The organism is Anaerotruncus colihominis (assembly GCF_010206195.1).
In the GTDB taxonomy this organism is placed as follows: domain Bacteria; phylum Bacillota; class Clostridia; order Oscillospirales; family Ruminococcaceae; genus Anaerotruncus; species Anaerotruncus colihominis_A.
The window spans coordinates 1-25,620 of record NZ_VIQT01000022.1 but is presented as its reverse complement, the minus strand read 5'-3'; the positions used below and the strand labels follow the sequence as shown (position 1 = coordinate 25,620).

At 51.8% G+C, this 25,620-nt stretch carries 24 protein-coding genes, 2 tRNA genes and 1 rRNA gene; 18 read left to right on the top strand and 9 right to left on the bottom strand.

The features are described from left to right. Positions 1-19: 19 nt before the first annotated feature. The 6 genes from gyrB to dnaA form a co-directional block, all read right to left on the bottom strand. The gene (gene gyrB / locus FMM72_RS15460; RefSeq protein WP_243157850.1) at positions 20-2,008 is read right to left on the bottom strand and encodes a DNA topoisomerase (ATP-hydrolyzing) subunit B; all 1,989 of its coding nucleotides are present in this window, start codon (positions 2,006-2,008) and stop codon (positions 20-22) included. After that, positions 2,005-2,274 carry an extracellular matrix regulator RemB gene (gene remB / locus FMM72_RS15455; protein WP_162221928.1) on the bottom strand — a complete coding sequence of 90 codons (270 nt, stop codon included), beginning with the start codon at positions 2,272-2,274 and terminating at the stop codon, positions 2,005-2,007. The genes gyrB and remB overlap by 4 nt, the downstream gene beginning before the upstream one ends. A gap of 1 nt (position 2,275) precedes the next feature. After that, positions 2,276-3,415, bottom strand: coding sequence for a DNA replication/repair protein RecF (recF, locus tag FMM72_RS15450; RefSeq protein WP_162221927.1), 1,140 nt, complete (start codon positions 3,413-3,415; stop codon positions 2,276-2,278). Then, positions 3,412-3,618 (bottom strand): RNA-binding S4 domain-containing protein, encoded by a 207-nt coding sequence (locus FMM72_RS15445; protein WP_162221926.1) that lies wholly within the window; start codon positions 3,616-3,618, stop codon positions 3,412-3,414. The genes recF and FMM72_RS15445 overlap by 4 nt, the downstream gene beginning before the upstream one ends. Positions 3,619-3,636: 18 nt before the next feature. After that, entirely contained in the window at positions 3,637-4,740 is a 1,104-nt protein-coding gene (gene dnaN / locus FMM72_RS15440; protein ID WP_162221925.1) for a DNA polymerase III subunit beta, read from the bottom strand. A gap of 447 nt (positions 4,741-5,187) precedes the next feature. Continuing rightward, on the bottom strand, positions 5,188-6,507 hold the full coding sequence (gene dnaA / locus FMM72_RS15435) for a chromosomal replication initiator protein DnaA (RefSeq protein WP_160210450.1): 1,320 nt from the start codon (positions 6,505-6,507) through the stop codon (positions 5,188-5,190). 612 nt (positions 6,508-7,119) lie between these two features. Here dnaA and FMM72_RS15430 point away from each other — a divergent pair. The 17 genes from FMM72_RS15430 to FMM72_RS15350 all read left to right on the top strand — a co-directional run bounded on the left by FMM72_RS15430 (position 7,120) and on the right by FMM72_RS15350 (position 21,971). After that, entirely contained in the window at positions 7,120-8,055 is a 936-nt protein-coding gene (locus FMM72_RS15430; protein ID WP_162221924.1) for a radical SAM protein, read from the top strand. A 244-nt stretch (positions 8,056-8,299) separates the two neighbouring features. Beyond that, positions 8,300-8,434 carry a 50S ribosomal protein L34 gene (rpmH, locus tag FMM72_RS15425; RefSeq protein ID WP_024731371.1) on the top strand — a complete coding sequence of 45 codons (135 nt, stop codon included), beginning with the start codon at positions 8,300-8,302 and terminating at the stop codon, positions 8,432-8,434. Positions 8,435-8,573: 139 nt separating this feature from the next. Continuing rightward, complete coding sequence (gene rnpA / locus FMM72_RS15420) at positions 8,574-8,909, top strand: ribonuclease P protein component (protein ID WP_160210449.1); 336 nt, start codon at positions 8,574-8,576, stop codon at positions 8,907-8,909. Next, a complete protein-coding gene (gene yidD / locus FMM72_RS15415) occupies positions 8,906-9,154 on the top strand; it encodes a membrane protein insertion efficiency factor YidD (protein ID WP_160210448.1) in 249 nt (82 codons plus the stop codon). Before rnpA ends, yidD begins: the two co-directional genes overlap by 4 nt. Before the next feature lie 5 nt (positions 9,155-9,159). Next, positions 9,160-10,227, top strand: coding sequence for a YidC/Oxa1 family membrane protein insertase (locus FMM72_RS15410; RefSeq protein ID WP_160210447.1), 1,068 nt, complete (start codon positions 9,160-9,162; stop codon positions 10,225-10,227). Between the two features lie 135 nt (positions 10,228-10,362). After that, positions 10,363-11,604, top strand: coding sequence for an RNA-binding cell elongation regulator Jag/EloR (gene jag, locus FMM72_RS15405; protein WP_162221923.1), 1,242 nt, complete (start codon positions 10,363-10,365; stop codon positions 11,602-11,604). Positions 11,605-11,737: 133 nt separating this feature from the next. Continuing rightward, positions 11,738-13,108, top strand: a complete 1,371-nt coding sequence (gene mnmE / locus FMM72_RS15400) for a tRNA uridine-5-carboxymethylaminomethyl(34) synthesis GTPase MnmE (protein WP_162221922.1) — start codon at positions 11,738-11,740, stop codon at positions 13,106-13,108. Positions 13,109-13,132: 24 nt separating this feature from the next. Next, on the top strand, positions 13,133-15,037 hold the full coding sequence (gene mnmG / locus FMM72_RS15395; protein ID WP_162221921.1) for a tRNA uridine-5-carboxymethylaminomethyl(34) synthesis enzyme MnmG: 1,905 nt from the start codon (positions 13,133-13,135) through the stop codon (positions 15,035-15,037). Next, positions 15,034-15,747 (top strand): 16S rRNA (guanine(527)-N(7))-methyltransferase RsmG, encoded by a 714-nt coding sequence (rsmG, locus tag FMM72_RS15390; protein WP_160210443.1) that lies wholly within the window; start codon positions 15,034-15,036, stop codon positions 15,745-15,747. Before mnmG ends, rsmG begins: the two co-directional genes overlap by 4 nt. Before the next feature lie 110 nt (positions 15,748-15,857). Continuing rightward, entirely contained in the window at positions 15,858-16,688 is an 831-nt protein-coding gene (locus tag FMM72_RS15385; RefSeq protein WP_160210442.1) for a ParB/RepB/Spo0J family partition protein, read from the top strand. 360 nt (positions 16,689-17,048) lie between these two features. After that, a complete protein-coding gene (locus FMM72_RS15380) occupies positions 17,049-17,828 on the top strand; it encodes a ParA family protein (protein WP_160210441.1) in 780 nt (259 codons plus the stop codon). 1 nt (position 17,829) lies between these two features. Further along, the gene (locus FMM72_RS15375) at positions 17,830-18,699 is read left to right on the top strand and encodes a ParB/RepB/Spo0J family partition protein (protein ID WP_162221920.1); all 870 of its coding nucleotides are present in this window, start codon (positions 17,830-17,832) and stop codon (positions 18,697-18,699) included. Between the two features lie 229 nt (positions 18,700-18,928). Further along, positions 18,929-20,212 (top strand): serine--tRNA ligase, encoded by a 1,284-nt coding sequence (gene serS / locus FMM72_RS15370; RefSeq protein ID WP_160210439.1) that lies wholly within the window; start codon positions 18,929-18,931, stop codon positions 20,210-20,212. Between the two features lie 111 nt (positions 20,213-20,323). Further along, positions 20,324-21,070 carry an acyl-[acyl-carrier-protein] thioesterase gene (locus FMM72_RS15365; protein WP_162221919.1) on the top strand — a complete coding sequence of 249 codons (747 nt, stop codon included), beginning with the start codon at positions 20,324-20,326 and terminating at the stop codon, positions 21,068-21,070. 62 nt (positions 21,071-21,132) lie between these two features. Continuing rightward, positions 21,133-21,209: transfer RNA gene (locus FMM72_RS15360), tRNA-Met, on the top strand. Positions 21,210-21,245: 36 nt separating this feature from the next. Beyond that, positions 21,246-21,320, top strand: a tRNA-Glu gene (locus tag FMM72_RS15355). A gap of 81 nt (positions 21,321-21,401) precedes the next feature. Further along, entirely contained in the window at positions 21,402-21,971 is a 570-nt protein-coding gene (locus FMM72_RS15350) for an HD domain-containing protein (RefSeq protein WP_162221918.1), read from the top strand. Between the two features lie 69 nt (positions 21,972-22,040). Here FMM72_RS15350 and FMM72_RS15345 read toward each other — a convergent pair whose 3' ends face one another. From FMM72_RS15345 to sleB, 3 genes are all read right to left on the bottom strand, one after another. After that, the gene (locus tag FMM72_RS15345) at positions 22,041-23,534 is read right to left on the bottom strand and encodes a PH domain-containing protein (RefSeq protein WP_162221917.1); all 1,494 of its coding nucleotides are present in this window, start codon (positions 23,532-23,534) and stop codon (positions 22,041-22,043) included. Continuing rightward, on the bottom strand, positions 23,527-23,997 hold the full coding sequence (locus FMM72_RS15340; protein WP_162221916.1) for a PH domain-containing protein: 471 nt from the start codon (positions 23,995-23,997) through the stop codon (positions 23,527-23,529). Before FMM72_RS15340 ends, FMM72_RS15345 begins: the two co-directional genes overlap by 8 nt. A 200-nt stretch (positions 23,998-24,197) precedes the next feature. Further along, complete coding sequence (gene sleB, locus FMM72_RS15335; protein WP_160210804.1) at positions 24,198-24,914, bottom strand: spore cortex-lytic enzyme; 717 nt, start codon at positions 24,912-24,914, stop codon at positions 24,198-24,200. Between the two features lie 420 nt (positions 24,915-25,334). On the opposite strand from sleB, the gene FMM72_RS15330 reads away from it, so the two are divergent. Beyond that, positions 25,335-25,620: ribosomal RNA gene (locus tag FMM72_RS15330) — 16S ribosomal RNA — on the top strand; the annotation flags it as partial.

Below are 25,620 nucleotides of genomic sequence, written 5' to 3'. Positions count from 1 at the left end.
AAAGGCCCGGACGTCTCCATCAGATATCAAGGTTTTGAACGTACTTGGCGTTTTGCTCGATAAAGTCCTTGCGCGGGGCGACCTTGTCGCCCATCAGCACCGTAAAGATTTCATCGGCGCGGATCGCATCGGCCATCTCCACCCGCAGCATTGTACGGTTACGCGGGTCCATTGTCGTTTCCCAGAGCTGTTCGGGGTCCATCTCGCCAAGACCTTTATACCGCTGTACATCCGCTTTCCCGTTTCCATCCGGGCAAAGCTCGCGGATATACTGATCGCGCTCCTCAGCAGAAAAGGCATACCGCACCTGTTTGCCCCGGCTGACCTTGAACAGCGGCGGCTGCGCGATACAGACATGGCCGTGTTCGATCAGCGGCCGCATAAAGCGGAAAAAGAAAGTGAGCAAAAGCGTGCGGATATGGCTGCCGTCAACATCGGCGTCGGCCATAATAATGACCTTGCCGTAACGCAGCTTTTCGATGTCAAATTCGTCTCCGATACCGGTGCCGAGCGCTGTAATAACAGGCATGAGCTTGTCGTTTCCGTACACCTTGTCCAGGCGCGCCTTTTCCACGTTGAGCATCTTGCCCCACAGCGGCAAAATCGCTTGGAATCGCCGGTCGCGTCCCATCTTCGCGGAACCGCCCGCCGAATCGCCCTCGACGATATAAATTTCTGTCCCGTCCCGGCCGCGCTGCGAACAGTCGGCAAGCTTGCCGGGCAGGGAAGCCGTTTCAAGCGCCGATTTGCGGCGCGCGACATCGCGCGCCCGGCGCGCCGCTTCACGCGCACGGGACGCATTGATCGATTTTTCGATGATCGCCTTGGCGACCGCCGGATTCTCTTCATAATACGTCGTCAGCTTATCATAGACAAGAGAACTGACCATTGCACGCATCTGCGTGTTGCCCAACCGCGCTTTTGTCTGTCCCTCGAACTGCGCGTCTGTCAGCTTGACGGAGACAATCGCTGTCAGCCCTTCAAGCACATCCTCGCCCGAAAACTTTTCATCGTCCTTAAGCAGCTTATATTTATGCGCATAATCGTTCATTGCGCGTGTCAAAGCCGTTTTAAAGCCGGACTCATGCGTACCGCCATCCGTCGTGTGGATATTGTTGGCAAATGACAGGATTAAATCCGTATAACTGTCGTTATACTGCATGGCAACCTCGGCTGTATTATCGCCGTCGCGCGCCGCCAAATAAATGATTTCGTCATGAATCGGCTCCACACCCTTTGATTTATGGATGTGTTCAACAAAGCTTCGAATGCCTCCCTCGTAATGGAGATGCTCCTCAACCGGCTCTGTCCCACGCTGATCGCGCAGAACAATATAAACGCCCGCGTTTAAGAACGCCTGCTCGCGCAAGCGCCGCAAAAGCGTATCATAATCGTATTCCGTCGTTTCTTCAAAAATTGCCGCGTCAGCTTTAAAGGCAACGCTGGTTCCCTTTTCCTCTGTCGGTCCGGTATTTTTAAGCGGTTCCACCGCTACTCCGCGTTCAAACCTTTGATAATACCGCGCGCTCCCGTCGCAGACCTCGACCTCAAGCCATTCAGACAACGCATTTACAACCGACGCGCCCACTCCGTGCAGTCCGCCCGACACCTTGTAGCCGCTGCCGCCGAATTTACCGCCTGCGTGCAGCACCGTAAAGACGACCGTAACAGCCGGGATGCCAAGCTTTGGCTGGATACCAACCGGGATTCCGCGCCCATTGTCGTTTACCTTTACGATATTCCCAGGCAGCAAATCGACTTCAATCTTTGTGCAGTGTCCAGCCAATGCTTCGTCAATCGAGTTATCGACGATTTCATACACCAGATGATGCAGGCCGCGCGGTCCGGTCGATCCAATATACATGCCAGGGCGCTTGCGCACCGCCTCCAGGCCCTCCAGAACCTGTATTTGTGAACCGTCGTACTCCTGCTCATCCGGCACAATACCGGGATTCAGCTCGTTTTGATCCCCCACTGTATCCACTCCTTTCAGGATGCTGTTTTTCATACATTGGAGATGCCATCTATAAACCCGGCGCGTTTTTTCAGCGTCGTAGAAGAAATCTGTGTGATGTAGACGGTTGCTTTTTGTCCTTCAACACAGATCACAAACGATTTTGGCAGCTCATAGGACACATTTACAACGCGGCCGCTTTGTTCTGATTTTGCAAGAAACTGCTTCGTGATTTTTGATACAGATGTATTTTCCAAATCAAAGATTCCGATCACATCGCCGGTCCGGACAACGGTATCCTGCCCAAGATGCAAATACATGCTATTCCTCCTGTTCTTTCACGCTGTCCGTTCCATGGCTGCTGCTCGCGGCGGCGCGGCCGCCTTCTATTCGCACGGACACGCCGTTGGAGAGCGCCTTAAATTCGCCGCCGTCACAACTTGTCATAATAATCTGCCGCCCCTTCAGATGGTTCAGCAGATAATCACGGCGCGCCGCGTCAAGCTCGCTCATCACGTCGTCAAGCAGAACGACCGGATATTCGCCGAGCGTTTCCCGAATCAGCTCACATTCGGCGAGCTTGAGCGCAAGCACACAACTTCGCTGCTGTCCCTGCGAACCAAACGCGCGCGCGCTCTGCCCGTCAAGCGTCAGATCAATATCGTCGCGGTGCGGTCCCGCGCCTGTCATGCGCATCCGGATATCTTCGCCGCGGTGTGCACGCAGATCCTCAAGCGCACGCTGTTCAATTTCGCCCATCGAAGCAGCCGTATCGACTGCCAAAGACGGCGCATACCGCGCGCCAAACTGCTCGCGGCCGCCGGCGATTCCACTGTAAATTTCCCAGGCGCACGGCGCGAGCCGCTCCAGAAACGACGCGCGCGTTTTAATCACAACAGCGGCGTACGCCGCCAATCGCGCGTCCCATATATCAAGCGTATCGAACAGGCTTGTTTCAAACGCAATATCCTTCAGCAGCCTGTTGCGCTGGTCAAGTACCCTTGTATATTGATTGAGCACATGGATATACTTGGGCTTGATCTGACAAATCGACGTATCAATAAAACGCCGTTTTTCCTGCGGCCCGCTCTTTACAAGCGTCAAATGTGCCGGTGAAAACACAACGGCGCAGAATTGGCCCGCCAGCTCGGACGCACTTTTTAATGGGACTTCATTAAGCGCGGCGGCGCGGCGTTTTTCGATCGTCAAAAACGCCTGCTGTTCACGTCCGGCTGCATGAAAACCGGCTTCAATCGCCGCCTGCGGCGCGCCAAAGCGCACAAGCTGCGCATCTTTTGCGCCGCGAAAGCTTTTAGCTCCTGTGCACATCCATATCGCTTCAATAAAGTTTGTCTTTCCCTGGCCGTTGTCGCCATAAATCACATTGGCGTCGGGGCAGAGCGCAAGCTCCAGCGAGGCGATGTTGCGAAAATCCGTGATGCGGATTCGGTCAATTCTCACACGCGAACCTCAATTTCAAGCTCCCCGGCGGTTACATGATCGCCGGGCCTGATCTTTTTGCCGCGCATTGCGCACGGTTCGCCGTTTACCCGCACCTTACCGGACGCAATCCATTCCTTCGCCTGGCCGCCGGTCTGCACCGCTCCCGCAAATTTTAAAAGTGCGTCCAGCTTGATAAACGGCGTTGTGATTGTTACCTGCATAGGACATCCTTTCACCACTTATTCCGATTTCAAGCGCACCGGCAGTACGAGGAACACGAACGAATCGCCTTCGACCGGCATCAGCTTGATCGGGGAAAGGGGGCCGTTGATCAGCACGCGGATTTCATCGCCTTCACTCGCCTTGAGCGCGTCGAGCATATACCGGCTGTTAAAGCCGATTTCTACATCGTCGCCGCTCTGTTCACAACGAATTTCATCATACGCCTTACCGATGGCTGTGGAACACGAAATTTTAATCAACCCTTCTTCAAACTTCATACGCAGTGGGCTTTTGATGTTATCTGAGATGAGAAGCGACGCACGATCGATCGCACTGATTAAATCGCGCGTACCGATTTTTACATTTGTTGCGCCGCCATCCGGAATCGCTGCGCGGTAATCGAGAAATTCCCCCTCGAGCAGGCGTGATACAATGCGATAACTGCCTGTACGAAAGATGATATGACGCCGCGCAACGCCAAGTTCGACGTCGCCTTCCTCGTCGCGCAGCAGCTTTGACACCTCGGAGAGTGATTTTCCCGGCACGATAAAGGAAAGCGTTTCGTCGAACGCGACCTTTTCGCGGCGCAGCGCCAGACGATAACCGTCAACAGATACAAGGCACAGCTCGCCGCCCTTAATATCAAAGAGGGAACCTGTATGCACCGGCTTGCTGTCGCTGACGGCGATCGCAAAAAGTGTCTGGCTGATCATATTCTTTAAAACCGCCTGCGCAATGGAAAACTCTGTCGTTTCAGATACTCCGGGCAGCTCCGGATACTCCGAGGCAGGCAGGCCAAGGATGGTATACTCAGTCATGGAGCCTTTTACAAGCGTCAGCATTTTCGCATCGCTGGAAATGCTGATTTTCTCACTCGGCATACGGCGGATCATGTCAAGAAATATCCGTGCAGACAGGACGATTTCGCCTGCTTCGCGTACATCCGCCTCTATTTCTGTTGAAATGGCCAGCTCAAGGTCATAACCTGTCAGAGAAAGCGTATTGTTTTTAGCGCGAAGCAGCACGCCCTCCAGCGCTGCCAGCGTATTTTTGGAGGAAACAGCGCGCGATACGTTTGCAACCGCATCGACCAGTAGCTGCTTATCACATATTACCTGCATAAATATCTCCTTTCCGGCCTTTTTGAAAAAAGGCCTCAGCGAAAAACTTTAGTTGGCTGCGCCGCGAATAGTGGGGCAGGGTTTTGGATAAAAGCCCGTTATAAGATTGTTCTTTTCACAGTTTACGTACTGCTTTTATTTCCACACCCTTGTTTTGTGTCCTTATAGTAAGAAAGTAAGTATATAAGGATCGTAGTAGTAGTAGGGGATGTTGAGATGTATAAAAGCTTACAGATTGGCTTATAGAGCCAATTTAGAAGTTTTTTTTCATTGGAGGGAGTTGTTGCGGGATTGTTAAAATCTTTAAAAAACGTATTGATATTAACGACACTGTGGAAAACTGGATGTTAAATGAGAAAAAATGTGGAAAACTTAGTGGAAAACGTGGAAGACTTTGGCGTTACTTTTCCACATGGGGGAAAAGGTGGAAAAGTAAAATGTGAAAAACTAGCTGTCGCGGATATTTTTGATAATATCCTCAATCGTTTCTTTATACCGTAAATCGTTGTTCATATTTTTTTCAACCTGCTGGATTGCGTAAACGATTGTGCTGTGATCGCGGCCGCCGAATTCCTCACCGATGGTCGACATCGACATTTGAGTGATCTCGCGGACGATATAAATGGAAATCTGACGTGCGGCTGAAATCTGTGCGCTGCGTTTGTTTGAGCGGATGTCCTGCGGCGAGATGCCGTAGGTGCGCCCCACCTCGGAAATAATACGCTCGACTGTGACCGGCGCCGGCTGGTTATCGTTGAGGATGTCGCGGATTGCGTTTTGTGCGATCATAATGGAGGGATTGGTACCCTGAAGCAGCTTGTAGGCCTTGAGCTTTTTGACAGTCCCTTCAAGCTGGCGGATATTTGTTTTGAGGCGGTTGGCAATGTATTCAGCAACATCATCCGGCATCTGAATATCGAGAAGCTGCGCTTTGCGCCGGATGATTGCGATGCGCGTTTCAAAGTCCGGTATCTGGATATCCGCCAAAAGGCCCCATTCAAAGCGCGTGCGAAGGCGCTCTTCCAGTGTTTTGATCTCTTTGGGCGGCCGGTCGGACGCCAAGACGATCTGCTTGTTTGATTCGTATAGTGTATTAAAGGTATGGAAAAATTCCTCCTGTGTGCTTTCTTTGCCGCCGATAAACTGGATATCGTCGACGAGCAGCACGTCGGCCTTGCGGTATCGTTCGCGGAATTCAGCCGTGCGCTGGTCGCGGATGGCTGTGATAATATCATTGGCAAATTCGTCGCCCTTTACATAGATAATGTTATAATTTGGGCGGTTTTTACGGATTTCCGCGCAGATGGCGTACAACAGATGTGTTTTGCCAAGACCTGAACCGCCATAAATAAACAGCGGGTTATAGGCGTTTGCGGGGTTGGCCGCGACGGCAAGGGAAGCGGCATGTGCAAATTTATTGGAGGAACCAACGATAAACGTATCAAACGTATAGTCATATTCGCCGTTGACGGCCGCTGCGACGGTAGGCGGCGGCTCGGCCGGTTTTTTGACGGGCTGCGGTATTTCACAGGTAACGATGACATCGACGGGAAAACCCAACGTCGTTTCAAATGCTGATTTAAGGATCGAGGTGTATTTTTCACGGATAATGTTCATTTTAAATTCGGAATTAACCTGTAAATAGGCGGCCGAGCCTTCCAGGCGCAGCGGAATGATATCCTTGAGCCACAGGTTAAAGGCAACGTCGGAGATCTGATTTTTGCAAAGGTCAAGGACGAGGGCGAATAATTCTGCGAATGAATCCATAACAGGGGTTCTCCTCCCAATAATCTGCGTGGATAACCGGTTGAGAACGCGGCGGGCGTTTGTTAAACCGGGCCTTTTTACACAGTCCTTCAACAGAACCGGTATCTTTTTTATCATAACACAAATTCAGTATCCTTTCAAGCATTCAACAGATGGCCGCATAGACATTATTATATAGTATATGCTTCTTGAGAGGGCGGCTGGGCCGCGGCGGTAGACAGTAAACGCATGGATTGGCGAAATTGCTCTTTGGCTTTGAAGGCTTTGTGTATTTTGTGCTTTGATCTGTAATCTCCGGCAATGAATTCCACGAATATTGAATTGCGCTTGCATCCATGTTATAATTAAGCCTAAGATTGAGATCAGGGCTTCTTTAAAAAAAGATGGGTGTTTGGATTTTTCAAACAGCCTCTATAAAAAGGATGGGAAAAGATCAAATGAATACAGCAATTGAAATCACCAATTCCCTGCTCCATGTTCAGATAGAAGTCACCCCCCCCCCCGTATCCGGATCCCTCTTTTTCCAACGTACAATATGCTTACTATCTGCATAAAGACGATGCGGTTGCCGAAAAGAAATGGTATTCAGAAAGCAGAGAAGCCGGCTGGAAGTTGACTGAAAACGGTATTTACTATGTAACTACGTTTGTCAAAGATATGGAAACCGGGAAAATAAAAACCTTTACAAGTGATAAGCTTCGGTACATAAAAGGTCGGAACCCGGAATATCTCCCCTTTTACCAGCTGGAAGAGATGGAGATGACCAATTGCTGTAATCTTTCCTGTCAGAACTGTTGCACCCCCACCAGCCGTTATCCGCGTGGTTTTATTGATGACGGCACCGTACTTGCTGCGCTTTCCTGGACGCAGGCCGGGCAAACATTGAATTACCACCGCCAGGGAGAGCCGCTGCTTCATAAAAATTTGGAAAAATATATCGGATGGGGTGTACAGGCCGGTATTAAGCCGGTTATCAGCACAAACGGCATCCTGCTGACAGGGGAGAGGCTGGAGGAGCTGTACCGGCAGGGTCTGCGCCATCTGGTGTTTACCCTGCATACAATGGATTCCCTGAAAAGCTTTTGTGATGCCTATGCATATCTGAAAAAGCAGAATGAAAACCTGTTCCATTTCAACAAGCGCGCGGCCTCAGGGCTGCCGTCCGGTTCGATGTTTTTTGCCGGGAAGGTTTTGGACTTTTCCGATGACGTGGAGCAGAGCCGGGATGTGCGGCAGGCAATTTCCCAGCTTCCCGAGGAGGTCAAAGCGTTTTTAGCTCATACGCCGGTTCATACCTGGGCAGGAAACGTTGAGAACACCCGGCAGAATTTTCAGGAGGACGTTGTTGCCGCCCGGCAGAAACAGTGCTATTTTATCCAGCGGCATGTTGTCAATATGCGGTGGGATGGTACCATTGTAGGCTGCTGCTTTGATTCGGAAAACGACAATGTCCTTGGGCATATCCGGGATTTCGCTTCCCTCCGGCCGGATATCGAGAAATACCGGCTGTGTGAACACTGCGACAGCAACTGGGCCGTTGGCTTATAAATATGAATGTCCTCCGGCGCGTTGCCAGAATGTTATTTTTTTAGCGTGCCTTTCCTTTTTCCCATTTTTGTTAATTCTTTCATCTTTAAGTCGTGGCTAAAAAAGGCAGGGGTATTGACAAATGCCCGCGCCATGCGGTATAATGCTTATCTGCAAGGTAAAAAAGAAGGAGCCGCGGGGCGCCGGTAAAAACGCAGTGCAAAAGTGGCTCTTTTGCGCATCCTTGACGAGGGGAGGTTTAACAATGGTAAGAACGTATCAGCCGAAAAAGCTCCAGAGAAAGAAGGAGCACGGTTTCCGCAAACGTATGGCGACTCGCAACGGACGCAAGGTTTTGGCCCGCAGACGGGCAAAGGGTAGGGCGCGCCTGACCCACTAAGCGTATAAACAGACAGGCGGCTGACGACCAATGCCGCGGATATGGCCACAGCTTGCGTTGTGGCCTTTATTTTTATCATTGTCCGCGCCGGACGGTACGCCGCGAAGCTGCGCGCTGTTTGATCTAAAGGACGGATAACATGGCGAGAACCCAAACGCTGACATTGAATAAGGAATTTAAACGGGCCTATTATCGGGGCCGTTCCTTTGCTACACCTGTGCTTGTTGTTTATGCTCTTAAAAACCGGCGCGGGGAGAACCGTTTGGGGTTGACCGCGACTAAAAAAGTGGGTAAGGCTGTTAAACGCAACCGTGCGCGCCGTGTGATGCGCGAGGCATTTTATTTGATTGAGCCGGAGCTTATGGCCGGATATGATTTTGTCTTGGTTGCACGTGTTAGGACAGCATTCGTTTCCATGCAGCAGGTATTTGAGGCTCTGCGGCGCGCCTGCGAAAAGTTGGGACTCTTAAAATGAAAGCCTTCCTGCTTGCGGTTATCCGTTTTTACAGAAGGTATCTTTCACCGCTCAAGCCGCATCCCACTTGCCGGTTTTATCCAACGTGTTCTGAATACGCGCTGACGGCAATTTCCCGCTTTGGCGCGCTGCGGGGCGGCTGGCTTGCGGTCAAACGGGTTTTGAAATGCCATCCGTTCCATCCGGGCGGGATTGATCATGTGCCCGAGTCGCTGCCGCGGCGAACTACCAAGAAGGAGAAATAAAGCAGATGTCCTTAATTTATACAATATTTGGCTATCCGCTCGGATGGATTATGTGGGCGTGTTTCAAGGTCCTTCCGATTTATGGCGTTGCGCTTGTACTCTTTACATTGATTGTGCGCGTCTGCCTGGTGCCGCTGTCGATTAAACAGCAGAAATCGATGGTTAAAATGCAGATTTTCCGGCCGCGTATGGAAGAAATACAGAAAAAATACGCGAACAACCGCGAAAAGATGAATGAGGAAATGATGAAGCTCTATGAGGAGGAGCATTACAATCCGGCTTCGGGTTGTCTGCCCATGCTCATTCAGATGCCTATCCTCTTTGGTCTTTACGACGTGATTCAACGCCCGATTACACATTTGCTGCGTATCAGCGGCCCGGTGGTTGATCAGGCGACCGAGATTGCGGCGACGGTATTGAATAACGCGAATCTGGCAAAGGATTATTCACGTCAAATCCGCATTATTGATGCGGTGAATACAAATCCTGACGCCTTTGCTGGGCTGGGGGATTTTGTATCGAAGGTACAGACGCTGGATCTGTCGATTGGCCCTATCGATTTGACGCAGCAGCCGACTTTCGCTTTTAATTTGTTGATCCTGATTCCGATTTTTTCGTTTTTGACATCTCTGCTTGTGTCTTTTGTATCGATGCGGCAGACGGCTGATATGAGCGGGAATGCGGCGGCAGCGGCCGGTATGTCCAAGAGTATGATGATTATGATGCCGCTGATGTCTGCATGGATTTCCTTTGTAGTGCCGGCTGGCCTTGGCGTGTACTGGATTATTTCAAATGTTCTGATGGCTCTTCAGACGTATCTGCTTAATAAATTCATGAATCCCAAGGAGCTTGCCGAAAAAGCGCGCAAGGAATCTGAGGAGCGCAGGGAGGCTGAACGGCAGGCGAAAATAGAAGCGAAGAAACGCGCCCGCGAACGTGGTGAGACGGATATTGAACAGGCGCTTTCCCAAAAGGAAATTAATCGCCTGAAGCTGGCTGCCGCCCGGAAACGCGATGCGGAAAAATACGGCGAGACATATGCTGAGGTCACGGACGACGATCTGAAATCATAAGTTTATTGAAGCGGAAAACCGGGTGAATCCTCCACAACATCGTTGCAGAAGAAAAATTCTGTATACCGCCCGGAGCACGGGGCGCAAAGCGCCGGATGTGGTACAAGCGTCCCTATATTATCGGAGGTGTCAAGGATGCGTGAGGTAATAAAAGAAGCACGCAATGTAGAAGATGCGATCGAACTGGCTTGTAAAGAGCTTGGTGTTCAGCGTGATGCGGTTGATTTTGAGATTATAACGTTGCCAAAGCGTGGTTTTCTTGGATTGCGCAATACGCCTGCGCGGGTGCGTGTTTTTATAAACGAGCCAGAGCCTGCGCCGGAAATAAAGAAGGAAAAACAGCCTGTTCCACGGGCGGAGCAAACGCCGTCCGGAAAGGAACAGAAGGCGGACAGGGTGCCTCAGACTGAAAGAAGGCCGCAAAAACCTGTATCGAAACCTGAGCCAAAGCATGAGCAGCCGCTACATGTACAGTCTGAATCTGTAAAAAAACAGGAAAAAAGTGAAAATACAGCGTCTGATGAGCTGGCAAAGGCTGCCCAAACGCTTATGTTTGTTGCGGTTGAGCAAGTCGAAGGGAAGGCGCGCGTTGCGGCTGAATATGTGCGCGGCGTTTTAAAAGCTATGGAAATTGACGCTGATTTGAGCGTTGCAAAAACAGAAAACGGCGTTGTGCTGCGTTTGTCCGGCGAAGGTCTTGGCGTGATCATTGGCCGCCGTGGTGAAACGCTTGACGCGCTGCAATACCTTTCCAGTCTTGTCGCCAACCGGGAGGAAGGCGATTATATCCGTGTGACGATTGATTCGGGTAATTATCGTGAAAAACGCGAGCGAACGCTTGAGCAGCTTGCGCAAAAGCTTGCTGCCGGTGTGCTGCGTTATGGCCGTTCCTCCACCCTGGAGCCGATGAATCCATATGAGCGCAGGATTATTCATTCGACTGTTGCGAAGATTGATGGTGTTACTTCGTCCTCGACAGGCGAGGAACCAAATCGCCGCGTTGTGATATCGCCAATGAATCCGCGTCCGCAACAAGGAGGCGGAAGGGGCGGCCGGGGAGGACGCGGCCGCACGGGTGCAAATCGTGGCCCGCGCCGTGATGACCGAGCGCCGCGAAGCGGCGAGCATTCGGAGGAGCGCAGTGCGCGTCCGCCGCGTCGGGAACGCGGCCCGCGCCGCGTTGACCGCGCGCCGCGCGGGGAAACGGTCAAGCCGACTTCGACAGAGGTTGATCGCGCTTATGCTGCTGAATTGGAACGCGAAGGCACATTGGAGCGGTCTGCGCAGCCAAAGCCAAAGACAGAACAAAAGCCTGTTCGTCAGCAGGCGCGTCATGAGGGCGACGATCTGCCTTTGTACGGAAAGATTGATCTTTAATTGTTTGATGATCGTTGGGGGAGGATGTTTCACGTGAAACATCCTCCCTTTTGTCGATGTACAGGAGAAAAGCACACCGTTGTTATGTTGCTGCTGCTTCTTCCTGCTTTTAGTGGTCTGATGGGGGATTGTTATGGTCGAAATGGATACAATTGCGGCGATTGCGACGCCGCTTGGAACAGGCGGAATTGGAGTCGTCAGGATTTCAGGGCCAAAGGCCCTTACTACAGCTGACAGAATAGTACGTTTGGCGAACGGAAAGAGGGTCTCCTCGCTTGAGGGCTATACCTGTGCCTATGGGATTGCTGCTGATCGTGAAGGACCGATCGACGAGGTGATCGTTACAGTTTTTCGCGCGCCGCGCAGTTATACAGGTGAGGATGTCGTCGAGTTATCCGCACATGGCGGTGTCTATTTGATGGATCGCCTTCTGAACGCTTGTTGTGAAAATGGCGCACGCCCTGCTCTGGCGGGTGAATTTACAAAACGGGCTTTTTTAAACGGAAAGCTTGATTTGACGCAGGCCGAAGCGGTGATTGATTTGATCTCGGCGCGTGGTGGACAGGCGGCGCGTGCGGCTCTTTCAGCACGCGGTGGTGCTCTTTACCGCTGTGTTGAGAAGATCGTAGATAGATTGACACATTTTGCGGCGCATCTGTCCGCCTGGATTGATTATCCCGAGGAAGAAATCGAAGCGGTGGATTCACGGACTTTGCACGATGCTTTGTTGGAATCCCTTCGGACACTTGATTCTTTGGCAGGTTCCTATGAAACGGGTCGTCTTGTCCGTGATGGAATTGAGACGGTAATTGTCGGGCGTCCAAATGTAGGAAAATCGTCTTTGATGAATTTGATGACAGGTATGAAGAGGAGCATTGTTTCGGATATCCCTGGAACGACGCGCGATCTTGTCAGCGATACGGTTTTATGCGGCGGTTTTGTTTTTCATCTCACTGATACGGCAGGAATCCGCAGGCCGGATGATCCGATTGAGCGGGAGGGTGTGGCTTTAGCGCTTGAACAGGTGGAACGGGCACAGCTTGTATTGGCGGTGTTTGACGGTTCGGAACCGTTAACGGAGGATGACCGGCGCGTTATGAAAGCATGCCGCGGATTGAACGCGCTTGCTCTGATCAATAAAGCCGATTTGGCGCAGGTTCTCAATGCAGAAGCTTTTACATCCGATTTTAAACGCGTGCTTTGTATTTCGGCGCGTGGTGAAGATATACCAAAGCCTTTGACGAAGGCGTTGACTGAAATGGTAGGATTAGGCGCCTTTGACAGCTCTGCTGCGATTGTAGCAAATACACGTCAGCGCGCAGCGGTCACGGAAGCTGCCGGGGAGCTGCGGGAGGCGGTAGAGGCGCTGGAAAGCGGTGTTTCCTACGACGCAGTTGCTGTTTGTATTGAGCGCGCGCTCGATGCGCTGCTGAAATTGACAGGTAAGCGCGCGTCACAGGCGGTTGTTGATTCTGTATTTTCACGGTTTTGTGTGGGAAAGTGACATGTAAAAGGAGGGAAGATAAGGATGGATTATGAGGCGGGAAATTATGATATTGCGGTTATTGGCGGCGGCCATGCAGGTATTGAGTCCGCTTTGGCCGCTGCGCGCCTTGGCGCGCATACGGTGCTTTTTACAATGTCGCTTGATGCAATCGGAAATATGCCCTGCAATCCATCGATTGGCGGAACAGCAAAAGGGCATCTTGTACGTGAGATCGACGCGCTCGGCGGTGAAATGGGTCGTGCTGCCGATGCGGCGATGATTCAAAGCCGTATGCTTAACAGAGGGAAAGGGCCGGCTGTCCATTCGCTGCGTGCGCAGGCGGATCGAAGAAATTATCACTGTTATATGAAGCGCGCTGTAGAAAATCAGGATGGGCTCGATGTGATCCAGGCGGAAATAGTGGATATCCGTACATCTCACGGCGCAGTTGAGTCGGTTGTGACGGCCTTGGGTGCACTTTATCATGTGCGCGCGGTCATTCTCTGCACGGGTACTTATTTGCGTGGGCGCATCTTTGTCGGGGAGTATACGGCGGAAAGCGGGCCTGACGGTCTGCATGCGGCAGGTCGGCTGACCGCGGCGCTTGAGCGTCTCGGATTGCCGCTGCGCCGTTTTAAAACGGGTACGCCTGCGCGTGCCGACCGGCGATCGATTGATTTTCAGATGCTTGAGATACAGGAGGGTGACGACCCGGTTACGCCTTTTTCCTTTGAAACAGACGCTGGTGCGCTGAAAAACCAGGCTGTTTGCCATATCGCATATACAAATGAGCAGACACATCGTGTTATTATGGAAAATTTGCATCGCTCACCGCTTTATAGCGGACAGATCGAAGGGATTGGACCGCGCTATTGTCCAAGTATTGAAGATAAAGTTGTTCGGTTTTCTGATAAGCCGCGCCATCAGATTTTTATTGAGCCGATGGGGCTTGATACGAATGAAGTTTATTTACAGGGGATGTCATCGTCCCTCCCGGAGGAGGTACAGGTGAAGCTGTACAGGACAGTGAAAGGCTTTGAACGGATACGCATCATGCGCAACGCCTATGCGATCGAATACGATTGCCTTGATCCGACCTGTTTGCAGGCGACATTGGAATGTAAGGCGGTACGCGGCCTTTATGGAGCGGGCCAGTTTAACGGTACCTCCGGCTATGAGGAAGCAGCCGCACAGGGTTTGATCGCTGGGATCAATGCCGCGCACGCTGTACAGGGAAAGCCGCCGCTTGTGCTTGATCGCGCCAGCAGCTATATTGGAACCTTGATTGATGATCTTGTTGTGAAAGGCTGTAACGATCCATATCGAATGATGACATCGCGTTCGGAATACCGTTTGATTTTAAGACAGGATAATGCGGATATGCGCCTGACGCCGGTTGGACACAAAATTGGCTTGATCGGAGAGAAGCGTTGGCTTTCTTTCCTGGCAAAACGTGAATTGGTGGAAGGGGAACTGAAACGCCTGCGTGCGGTGCATGTGGCGCCCAGTGAAGGATTGAATAAGCTGCTTGTTTCACGTGAAACATCACCGGTTGCGACAGGAACACGTCTTTGCGAGCTGCTCAAACGGCCACAACTCTCCTATGCCTCGCTTGCGCCGTTTGATCCAGGGCGTCCTGATTTACCCGCACAGGTTTGCGAACAGGTGGAAATCACAATCAAATATGAAGGGTATATTAAAAAGCAACTTGAACAGGTGGAGCAAATGCGGCGTCTGGAGGGAAAGCAGCTCCCGCACGATTTGGATTATCAGTCGATCGGCGGGCTGCGGCTTGAAGCAGTTGAGAAACTGACGCGCCTGCGGCCGCTGAATATTGGACAAGCTTCACGTATCAGCGGCGTCAGCCCAGCAGATGTGTCTGTACTGTTGATTTGGCTTAGCCAGCGCCACACGTCCGCACAGAAGACAGGGGAGGATGACAAATGATTGACCAGGATATGTTAAAGGAGTATGCGGCCGGTTTCGGCGTAACGCTTGATACCGCGCAGTTGGATGCATTTGATCGCTATGCGGCGCTGCTGGTTGAATGGAATAAAAAAATGAATTTGACGGCGATCACAGAGCCGCGAGAAATTGTTGTCAAGCATTTTATCGACAGTCTGTCGCTGCTATCAGTTTATTCCATCCCGCAAGGGGCGCGACTCGTCGACGTCGGAACAGGAGCGGGATTTCCCTCTGTCCCGTTGAAAATTGCACGTCCGGACCTGAATCTGACGCTGCTGGATAGCCTGAACAAGCGGATTACATTTCTGCAAACGGTATCGGAGGCGCTGGGCCAGGACAATGAATGCATCCATGCACGCGCTGAGGAGGTGGGACGAGGGCCGGACCATCGCGAAAAATATGACGTGGCTGTTTCACGCGCTGTCGCACGTCTGTACGAGCTGAGTGAATATTGTCTGCCGTTTGTCAGGATAGGGGGGATATTTGCCGCCTACAAGGGGAATGATTGTGATAAGGAATGCGTCGAAGCCAGGAACGCCGTTCATTTGCTGGGTGGGGTACAGGAAGCAGTCAAGCGCCTTCAGCTGCCGGATGGAAGTGGCCGGGCGATTGTATTGATCAAAAAAAGATCGCAGACCTCGACAAAATATCCAAGACCACATGTTAAAATAGCAAAAAATCCGCTGGTGTAATGAAAAAACCGGCGGATTTTGCTTTTTTCTGCGATGAAATGTTCTGGAAATTTGGAATATTTCATGGTATGATGCAGGCATGGACAAGAAAAAGAAGGGATGTGGGAAGCATGAAATTTTCAAAGCAGCGGACTGTCAACCGTGTTGTTCTGATCGATGTTGACCGCATCGTGCGCAGCCCTTATCAACCGCGGCGTCAATTTGAACCACGCGCCATGCAGGAGCTGGCCGACAGCATTGCACAGAACGGTCTGCTCCAGCCTGTGATGGTGCGTCCGGTTGGGAGCGGATATGAGCTGGTCGCGGGCGAACGGCGCTTGATGGCATGCCGTATGAATGGACTTGACAAAATCCCCGCGATCATAGAACAGTTTGACAATGAAAAATCGGCTGTTTTTGGACTAATTGAAAACTTACAGCGTAAAGATCTCAACTATTTTGAGGAGGCGCAGGGAATCCGCCGTCTGATGGAGCTCTACGATATGACGCAGCAGCAGGTGGCCAAGCGACTGGGGAAGGCGCAGTCCACGATTGCAAACAAGCTGCGGCTGCTCAACTTCAACGAGGATCTGCGCAGGCGGATGCTTGATGCAGGATTGACAGAACGCCATGCAAGGGCGCTGTTGAAACTGGAAAATGATCAACAGGTGCAAGCCGCTTTGGAAACGATTATGCGTGAACGTCTGAACGTCGGTGAAACGGAACGTTTGATTGAAACGATGTTGAGTCCAGCTCCGGCGCCTGTAAAGCCGGAGCAGAAAGCGACAAAACTGTTTGTACTCAAAGATTTCCGCATTTTTATGAATACAATCACAAAGGCGGTTTCGACGATGAAGCTGGCTGGAATCGACATTAATACAGAAAAATTTGAAGATGAGGAATTCATCAATTATACGATGCGCATTCCAAAAAAGAGCGCCTATCGCCCACACAGCGCATAACAAATCATCAGAGAAGGCCATCCGCCACAGGACGCCCACAGGGAGGACAGCACCCAAAAAAGCGGCCGTGTGGTTTGGTAAAATAAATACACGTTTCCCTGCAACAAAAGCCGCCTATCAGGCGGCTTTGTTGCGTCCTGAGAGCTGCGCGGATAAAGGTTATGACAGTGGGATGTTTCACGTGAAACATGAAAGGATATCAGAGGGGAAAGTTTTGCCGGATGAGGGCTGCCAGTGACAGTATAGGCGAATGAGAGCGGACAAAAAGACTTTCCTTTAAGAAATGAATGTGATATAATCATAAGGAAATCCATTCAAAAAGGAAGGGTATTCGCTTTTAAGGGGTATCGGAGGGAAAAAATGGGCAAGATAATCGCGGTGGCAAACCAGAAAGGCGGAGTCGGCAAAACGACAACCGCTGTCAATTTGACTGCAGCGCTCGGCGCGCGCGGATATCGCACGCTGTTGGTCGATGTGGACCCGCAGGGAAACTCCACATCGGGGCTTGGCGTCAATAAACGCGGCTTGACGTGCTCAACCTATGAGCTGCTTGTCTCCACGGCCGGGGCCGAAGAGGCGCTCCAGCATACGCCGTTTCAAAACGTGGACGTGCTTCCTTCCAATATTTCGCTGGCAGGCGCGGAGATTGAATTGGTCGAATTGGATAATCGTGCGATGCGGTTGAAAACGGCGCTTCTGCGGATTCGGGATCAATATGATTTTATCTTTATTGATTGTCCTCCGTCGCTTGGCATCATCACTCTGAACGCCTTTGCAGCGGCAAATTCACTGTTGATTCCGATCCAATGCGAATATTACGCTCTGGAAGGGCTTTCTCAATTGATAGCAACGCTGCGGCAGGTAAAGCGGCTTTATAATCCCGATGTCGATATCGAGGGCGTTTTGCTCACAATGTATGACAGCCGGCTCAACTTGACGGTACAGGTTGTTGCAGAGCTGAAAAAATACTTTCCGCAGAAGATCTACCATACCGTGATACCGCGAAATGTGCGTCTGTCTGAAGCCCCCAGCTTTGGTCAGCCGGTTTTGTATTATGATCGCTCGTCAAAGGGCAGCGCCGCCTATGAGGAATTGGCCGACGAATTCTTGAAAAAGAACAGGATAAAAAGGGGGGACTGATTTGGCAAAAGCGAAAGGCGGACTGGGTAAGGGTCTGGAGGCTCTGTTTGCCGACAACAGCACGGACAGTGGAGCTGTTTCATCGCTGGCAGTCAGCGAGATTGAACCAAACCGCGGCCAGCCGCGCCGTCATTTTGACGAGGCGGCGCTCGCCGAGCTGGCCGATTCTATCCGGCAGTATGGCGTTTTGCAGCCGCTTGTCGTCCGTCCGATGGAATCGGGCGGCTATCAGCTTGTCGCAGGTGAACGGCGGTGGCGTGCTGCGCGTATGGCGGGGCTGTCACAGGTGCCGGTTGTGATCCGGGAATTGAGCGACAGTGAAACAATGGAGCTTGCGCTCATTGAAAACCTACAGCGCGAGGATCTCAATCCAATCGAGGAAGCGGCTGGATACCGGGAGCTGATGGAAACGTTTGGATTGACCCAGGAGCAGGTGTCCGAGCGCGTGGGCAAATCGAGGCCGGTAATCACGAACGCGATGCGCCTGCTTGGCCTTCCGGACGCCGTGCGGTCGCTCGTAGGTCAAGGGGAGCTGTCGGCAGGACACGCGCGCGCGCTGCTCGGCCTTGAGGACGAGGCGGCAATCTGCGCATTGGCCGAGGAAATCATTAAAAAGGGTTGGTCTGTCAGGCAGACGGAAGCCTTTGTCAAGCGTCAGAAACAAGCGGGAAAACCGGAAGAAGGAGCGCCGCGTACCGCATGGGACAACAGTACATTCGCAGAGGTACAGCTCGCTTTGATGCAGAGCCTTTCGCGTAAAGTATGTGTGGAATGCAAAAAGGGTGAAAAAAAAGGACGGCTTGTCATTGAGTTTTATGACGAACAGGACCTGCAAAGCCTGGCGGCGTTGTTTGACAGGGGACAGGGGTAAGCAGTAGAGAGAATGAATTGGCGGCTGCCGCTCCATTTGTTTGCGGCGCAGCCTGTTTTCACGCAGCGCAGCGCCCCGCTGTTCGCGGCGCGGCCTGTAAAAATACTGGAACCTGCCCCACTATTCGCGGCGCAGCCGAACTAAGTTTTTCGCTGAGGCCTTTTTTCAAAAAGGCCGGAAAGTTTTTTGCCAAGCTTTTTTTTCAAAAAAGCGGGAAAGGGGAAGAAAGATGCTCGATATTAAATTTGTCCGGGCTAATCCGGATGCGGTCAGGGAAAATATCAGGAAAAAATTTCAGGAGGAAAAGCTGCCGCTGGTCGACGAAGTGCTTGAACGCGACCAGAAGTTCCGGGAGACAAAAACACGCTGCGACAATCTGCGCGCACAACGCAATACCATCAGCAAACAGATCGGCGGACTGATGGGCAAGGGCCTGCGTGAGGAGGCCGAACAGGCCAAAGCGCAGGTGACTGCGATGGCGAAAGAGCTTGAGGAGCTTGAGGAGCTTGAAACAAAGCTTGAAGCGGAGATACGCGAGCGGATGATGGTGATCCCGAATATCATCGATCCATCCGTACCGATTGGCCGTGATGACAGCGAAAATGTAGAAGTCGAACGCTTCGGCGATCCGGTTGCGCCGCCCTTTGAGGTGCCTTATCATGTGGAGATTATGGAGCGGCTCAACGGGATCGATCTTGACAGCGCGCGTAAAACAAGCGGCAATGGCTTCTATTATCTGTGCGGGGATATTGCGCGACTGCATTCAGCGATTCTGTCCTATGCGCGCGACTTTATGATTGACCGCGGCTTCACCTATTATATCCCGCCGTTTATGATCCGCAGCAATGTTGTCAACGGCGTGATGAGCTTTGCCGAGATGGAAAACATGATGTACAAGATCGAAGGGGAGGACCTCTATCTGATCGGTACAAGCGAGCATTCAATGATCGGCAAATTTATTGATACCATGCTTGATGAGGATAAGCTCCCGCAGACGCTTACAAGCTATTCGCCGTGCTTCCGCAAGGAGGTAGGCGCGCATGGCATTGAGGAACGCGGCGTTTACCGCATCCATCAGTTTGAAAAGCAGGAGATGATTGTCGTCTGTAAGCCGGAGGACAGCGCCGCCTGGTACGATAAGCTTTGGAGGAATACAGTCGATTTCTTCCGTTCGCTCGATATCCCAGTGCGCACGCTTGAATGCTGTTCCGGCGATCTGGCTGATCTGAAGGTCAAGAGCGTCGACGTGGAAGCGTGGTCGCCTCGCCAGAAAAAGTACTTTGAGGTCGGAAGCTGTTCAAATCTTGGCGATGCGCAGGCACGGCGCCTGGGCATCCGCGTCAGGAATAAAGAGAAGGGCAACTACTTCGCGCATACGCTCAATAACACGGTTGTTGCGCCGCCGCGTATGTTGATCGCATTTTTGGAGAACAATTTGAACGATGACGGATCTGTGCGTATCCCAGAACCTCTGCGCATGTATATGGGCGGAAAAGACGCAATCCGGCCATAAAAGGATGTATCGCATCAGCGTCGAAAAAAGCAACCTATATGGGGGGCGACACCGGGGCCGCCTTTTCAGGCGGCCCCGGCGTCCAGGAATGATGAAAGGCGGGCATATCGCTTGATCCGTGAGTTTGAAAAATGGATAGAAGTAACCGAGCCTGAATGTGATCTTACACATCGTATGAGCTTATCGAATATCATGCGCCATACACAGCAGATGGGGAGCGATCACATTGCGCGGGAAGGGATCACATATGAGCGGATGCAGCGGGACGGCATGGTATTCCTTGTCAATAAGATGTTGATTACAATCAAGCGGCGGCCAATCTATGCTGAGCGCCTGCGCCTGATCACCGTTCCACGCGCGCCGAAGGGCGCACAGTTTATCCGGGACACATATTTTGATACCAAACAGGGGGAACGGCTTGTCGAGACAAGCATTTCCTGGATTTTGGCCGATCCGTGTACACACCGCATCCTGCGGCCTGCGGCATTCGATATCTATGGGCTTGAGATGTTCCCAAACGATGGGGAGTATATCACCGCGTACCGGATCAAAAAACCGGATGCGGCGGGTGTACGTCATATGCGTCAGATAAAGTACAGTGATCTTGATTCGAACAGTCATGTAAACAATGCAGTTTATGCTGATATCGTCTGTGATACGCTGCCGCTGGATTGGCTCGTTGAACGTGAAATTGAACGGTTCGGAATTGTGTACCAGAAAGAAGCCGTCACGGGACAGGTGATCGAGCTTGATACCGTCCAGATTTCTCAATGCGCATATTATGTAGGCGGCATGGTCGGTGATGGACGCTGCTTTGAAGCGGAAATAAATTTTACAGAAAAGCTGCAAAACCCTTGACAAAATAAAGATTCTACGGTATAATTTAGTACGCTCGCTCATATAATAAGGGAGCAGAAAATGGCGGTATAGCTCAGTTGGCTAGAGCATTCGGTTCATACCCGAAGTGTCACCGGTTCGAATCCAGTTACCGCTACCAACCGGGCCTCACAACAGCGTGAGGCCCAATGTTTCCGGCCTGTTCGTCAAGTGGTTAAGACACCGCCCTTTCACGGCGGGTTCACGGGTTCGAATCCCGTACAGGTCACCAAATCCCCCGGTTCTATACGGAACCGGGGGATTTTCTACATAAAGCGCATAAACAAAATAAAAAAGGGAGCGAGGAAGCCGCATGAATGATCTAAGCGCATATATCCGCTTTATCCAGGAGGCTGAAGGTCTGAAATGCATAACGCGCACGGCTTGGACAACCACAGGCCGGCGTGAAAGCACAGCGGAGCATTCCTGGAGGCTGGCGCTGCTGGCCGGATTGTTGCTGCCCGCATATCCTGGACTTGATACCCGGCGGGTGCTGATGCTCTGCCTGATACATGATCTGGGCGAGGTGTACGAGGGGGATATCTCTGCGGCGCTACGGCCGGACCAGAATGAAAAGGAGCGGCAGGAACGCGCGGCTATTAAGCGGGCGGCGGCGCTTCTGCCGGAGACGGCCGGCCAGGAATTGTGTAAGCTTTGGGAGGAGTACAACGCCTGCGTAACGCCGGAGGCGCGTTTGGTGAAGGCGCTGGATAAGGCCGAGACAATATTGCAGCACAACCAGGGCGCGAATCCGCACGAATTTGATTATGCGTTCAATTTGGAGTATGGCAAAAAATATTTTGAACACGACCCGCTGCTCCAAAAGCTGCGTGCGCTTCTGGATGAACAGACACGGAAAAGGGCGCTGGAACAAAAGCAGTAATACTGACAGGCAAACGCCCGCCCGGCCTTTTGGCCGGGCGGGCGTTTGAAAGTGCGGGAGAGGGGAGCGCTAGACTTTTTTTCGACGTTTCTTATTCATAACAGTTAGAAAATCCGGTAGATGGAAGATCTCAAGGCTGGCGGATCGGTCAAGGTTGCGGATATGGTGGCGCATACGCCCTTCTGCACGCGTTGAGATAACAAGATCACATTTGTCGTCACCACGTTGGAGGATGCTTTGACGTATATTGATCAGTGCAATTTTATCATAGGAAAAAACTACTGTGTGTAGATAATATAGCTTCGAATAACGTAAAGTATAATAATTATCGCTGCATGAAATACCGGATGAGGCGAAATCAAGCAACCTGACGCCCAGGAACCAAAAGGCTGGCAAGCAGAGCATAAAGCCGGCAAAACGGATGATTTCCACCCAGCTTGGCAGAAGCCAGCAGGCGGCGAGCGTGCCGGAGGGAATCAGAAGGCAGGGCCAAAGCGGCTCGATGATAAATTTAAAGATTGCCCCGCCGTTTGGCTTCAGGATACGCTGCGAAAGACGGTATTCGGGAAACAGCAAGGTCAGGCGCTTTTCCGTGCGCTTCTTGGTAGAGAAAGGGATGACCGCCGCAATATCGGATTTTTTGTCCTTGGCGAAGCCGATCGCGTTGATATAGACGGAATACAGGCGCAAAAGACGCGTTGCCAGGCTTTGACGGATATCGATAAAGCTCACATCGTCGCGCCGCAGGAAATATTCCTTTTGGACAAGCACGCCGCCGCTGATATGAAGGGTGTTGTCTGTGCGGCGGATAAACAGGTTTTTGACCTGGAGCAGGCTGATACAGAAAGCGACAAGCCACCCGCACAACAGCAAAAGCGCAGCGCCCGCAAAGATGGGCGGAAGGCCGAAGGCGATCCGACGGGACAGCTCTTCGAAGGTTGTAACCAGGACAGTGGACAGCTCCTCACCGAGAATCTGACCCATATGTGAAAAAAACGTTGCAATGAAAACAATGCCGATGAAGGAATTGGAGGTTAAAAGCGAAAGCAGCACAAGCTCATAAAGGTGCGGCCGATCCTCCGCAGGGGCGCCGTCCAAATCGACAGCTGGGGGCGCCGCCCGCAGCGAAACAATGCGGTCGGCTTCATGCGCCCAGACATAAAAGGCAGCGTCCGGGCGGCGCGGATTGCCTGCGATGGTATCGATGCGTATAAGGGCAATCCGAAATGGACGCAGCCAAAAGGGACGTATCACAGAAAGGGTAGAAATACGTTCCTGAGAAATGTAAAATTCACTGCGAAAAAATATACCTGTTGCAATATATATGCCATCAAAATCCATATAGTATTGAAAATGTTCCCACTTTTGGTAGGCAAGAAGGATAATCAAGGCTACAATCAGGATATCGAACCAGGCGCCGCGCACCCATGAAAAGATGTCGCCTGTCAGCGCGCTGATAAAACCGCGGGCCAGGGGGAGGATTAAAAGGAACAGGAAGCGGTATAAAAAGGTGAGAATGGAAAAGGGGTGTGCATGGATGGTACGCGCGGACATGTCAGGCATCGCGGCCACCACCTTCCGGGCCGGCTCTGTGCGGGCAGCCTGGCGTCAAAAGCGCCTGAAGCTCCCGTGCGTCCTGCGGTGCGAGGCCAGGGATATAGACGCGGCCTCCGGCTGCGTAGACAAACAGGGAGGCGACGCCGAACAGACGTTCCAGGGGGGTTGAAAAGACAGAGGTATACTGGATGCTTGTAAAGGGAACAGCCTTCACGCGCGTATAAATGACACCGCAATACACAAGCAGGCAATGCGCATTAACGCCATAGGCCAGCTTGCGGTATTTTATCGGATAATAGAATATGTAAAAGTACAGAAAGGCGCACATCCAGGCAGCCGTAAAAAGCCACCACAGCCAATTGACGCGGGGCGAAAACCATGCGGTCAAAAACGAGGGCACGAGCGCGGCCGCCAAAAGCCGCAGCCGCCAAACGGTCAGAATGTGCAGGTCAGGTTTTTTTAATGTCACGAAAGGCCGCCTTTCCACCACGCCGGTTTTAATAATGTATCCTCAAGTATTATATAGGAAAACACAGGGAAAAAACAGAGCTTTTTGTAAAGTATTAAACGAATAGTATATATTATAATAAATTATACCAAATTTGGCGTCCAAGCAGTTCAAAAGACCTGCCCAGACGCCTGAATATTGGGGGGAATCTTTTGACAGGCCTAACTGCAAAACAGATGGGCGCCAATACGTTTGATAACTGGACGCGTCCGGATCCATTTGTTTGAGGTCTTGTCAGGATTATAATAATAGAGCGCGCCGCCCGATGGGTCGGAGCCGGCCAGCGCTTCGCGCGCAGCCTTTTTGGCAGATTCAGCGACCGCCTCGTTGATCTGGCCATCTGTGATCGCCGTGAATGCGCCCGGCTGATAGACAACGCCCGCGAGCGTATCAGGGAAGGAAGGATGCTCCACACGGTTGAGCACGACCGCCCCCACAGCGACCTGCCCTTCAAACGGCTCGCCGCGCGCTTCCGCCGAGATGATATTTGCAAGCAGGGCAACATCGCTGTTGGAATAACCGCCGTTGCCGCCTGTCTGCTGCGAGGACTGAATCCCCATCGCCTTGAGGGTGGCGTTGCCGGCGATCCCGTCAACAGTCAAACCATTTTTGCGCTGAAAGGACATGACGGCCTTTTTTGTTTCCACGCCGAAAATTCCATCCACCTCGCCTGTATAATAGCCCCAGTTTTTTAATCGCTGCTGAATCTGGCGCACCTCGTTGCCGCGCGAACCGGTTTTTGAAAGCACGTTTTCCGCCTGGCCGCCGACGCGCGCAATATAAACAATCATTGCGCCGAGCAGCAGCAGCGCAAAGGCAAGCGATACCGTGCGGATCACAATGACGGCACGCGGAAGGGAAGCGCTTTGTTTGGACATGAAAAAGCCTCCTTTAAGTGGCCTGATAGTTGCAGTATGCGCGGCGAAGCCGCCTTTATACATATGCAAATACCGCATAAAATGCGGCTTTATAAGGAAGTTCGACTTTTTTAAAAAAAATGCTAAAAAGTAGTTGACAAGCATGGCAGAGTGTGGTATTATACAAAAGCTGCCTCGTGCGAACGACACAAAGGGCGATCAAACGACAGCACACAGCACCTTGAAAAATGAACAACGAGAAGGAAAGAACCGAAGCGAAACCGGAAGGACCCGAGAGGGTTTGGAAGGGGAAGCTAAGGACCCTGGAAACGAAATTGAGTGCATCCATCGAGAGATGGACGTACAAGCGAAACCAGCAAAGGAAACGAAGCTGGATCGACTTTGATTAAGATTGGAAGCCCGAGAGGGTTTTTAATACCATTATCAAAGAGTTTGATCCTGGCTCAGGACGAACGCTGGCGGCGCGCCTAACACATGCAAGTCGAACGGGGCTTACATTCTGAAGTTTTCGGATGGACGAGTGTAAGCTTAGTGGCGGACGGGTGAGTAACACGTGAGCAACCTGCCTTTCAGAGGGGGATAACAGCCGGAAACGGCTGCTAATACCGCATGAAGTTGCGGGGACACATGTCCTTGCAACCAAAGGAGCAATCCGCTGAAAGATGGGCTCGCGTCCGATTAGCCAGTTGGCGGGGTAACGGCCCAC

Excerpts from the sequence above, each read along its gene's own strand:
- mnmG (WP_162221921.1), top strand. The coding sequence starts at position 13,133 with ATGGATTATGAGGCGGGAAATTATGATATTGCGGTTATTGGCGGCGGC.
- remB (WP_162221928.1), bottom strand. The coding sequence starts at position 2,274 with ATGTATTTGCATCTTGGGCAGGATACCGTTGTCCGGACCGGCGATGTG.
- rsmG (WP_160210443.1), top strand. The coding sequence starts at position 15,034 with ATGATTGACCAGGATATGTTAAAGGAGTATGCGGCCGGTTTCGGCGTA.
- FMM72_RS15350 (WP_162221918.1), top strand. The coding sequence starts at position 21,402 with ATGAATGATCTAAGCGCATATATCCGCTTTATCCAGGAGGCTGAAGGT.
- FMM72_RS15380 (WP_160210441.1), top strand. The coding sequence starts at position 17,049 with ATGGGCAAGATAATCGCGGTGGCAAACCAGAAAGGCGGAGTCGGCAAA.
- FMM72_RS15345 (WP_162221917.1), bottom strand. The coding sequence starts at position 23,534 with ATGCCTGACATGTCCGCGCGTACCATCCATGCACACCCCTTTTCCATT.
- FMM72_RS15410 (WP_160210447.1), top strand. The coding sequence starts at position 9,160 with ATGTCCTTAATTTATACAATATTTGGCTATCCGCTCGGATGGATTATG.
- rnpA (WP_160210449.1), top strand. The coding sequence starts at position 8,574 with ATGGCGAGAACCCAAACGCTGACATTGAATAAGGAATTTAAACGGGCC.
- rpmH (WP_024731371.1), top strand. The coding sequence starts at position 8,300 with ATGGTAAGAACGTATCAGCCGAAAAAGCTCCAGAGAAAGAAGGAGCAC.
- jag (WP_162221923.1), top strand. The coding sequence starts at position 10,363 with ATGCGTGAGGTAATAAAAGAAGCACGCAATGTAGAAGATGCGATCGAA.
- dnaA (WP_160210450.1), bottom strand. The coding sequence starts at position 6,507 with ATGGATTCATTCGCAGAATTATTCGCCCTCGTCCTTGACCTTTGCAAA.
- FMM72_RS15445 (WP_162221926.1), bottom strand. The coding sequence starts at position 3,618 with ATGCAGGTAACAATCACAACGCCGTTTATCAAGCTGGACGCACTTTTA.
- dnaN (WP_162221925.1), bottom strand. The coding sequence starts at position 4,740 with ATGCAGGTAATATGTGATAAGCAGCTACTGGTCGATGCGGTTGCAAAC.
- gyrB (WP_243157850.1), bottom strand. The coding sequence starts at position 2,008 with ATGAAAAACAGCATCCTGAAAGGAGTGGATACAGTGGGGGATCAAAAC.
- FMM72_RS15385 (WP_160210442.1), top strand. The coding sequence starts at position 15,858 with ATGAAATTTTCAAAGCAGCGGACTGTCAACCGTGTTGTTCTGATCGAT.
- sleB (WP_160210804.1), bottom strand. The coding sequence starts at position 24,914 with ATGTCCAAACAAAGCGCTTCCCTTCCGCGTGCCGTCATTGTGATCCGC.
- serS (WP_160210439.1), top strand. The coding sequence starts at position 18,929 with ATGCTCGATATTAAATTTGTCCGGGCTAATCCGGATGCGGTCAGGGAA.
- mnmE (WP_162221922.1), top strand. The coding sequence starts at position 11,738 with ATGGTCGAAATGGATACAATTGCGGCGATTGCGACGCCGCTTGGAACA.
- yidD (WP_160210448.1), top strand. The coding sequence starts at position 8,906 with ATGAAAGCCTTCCTGCTTGCGGTTATCCGTTTTTACAGAAGGTATCTT.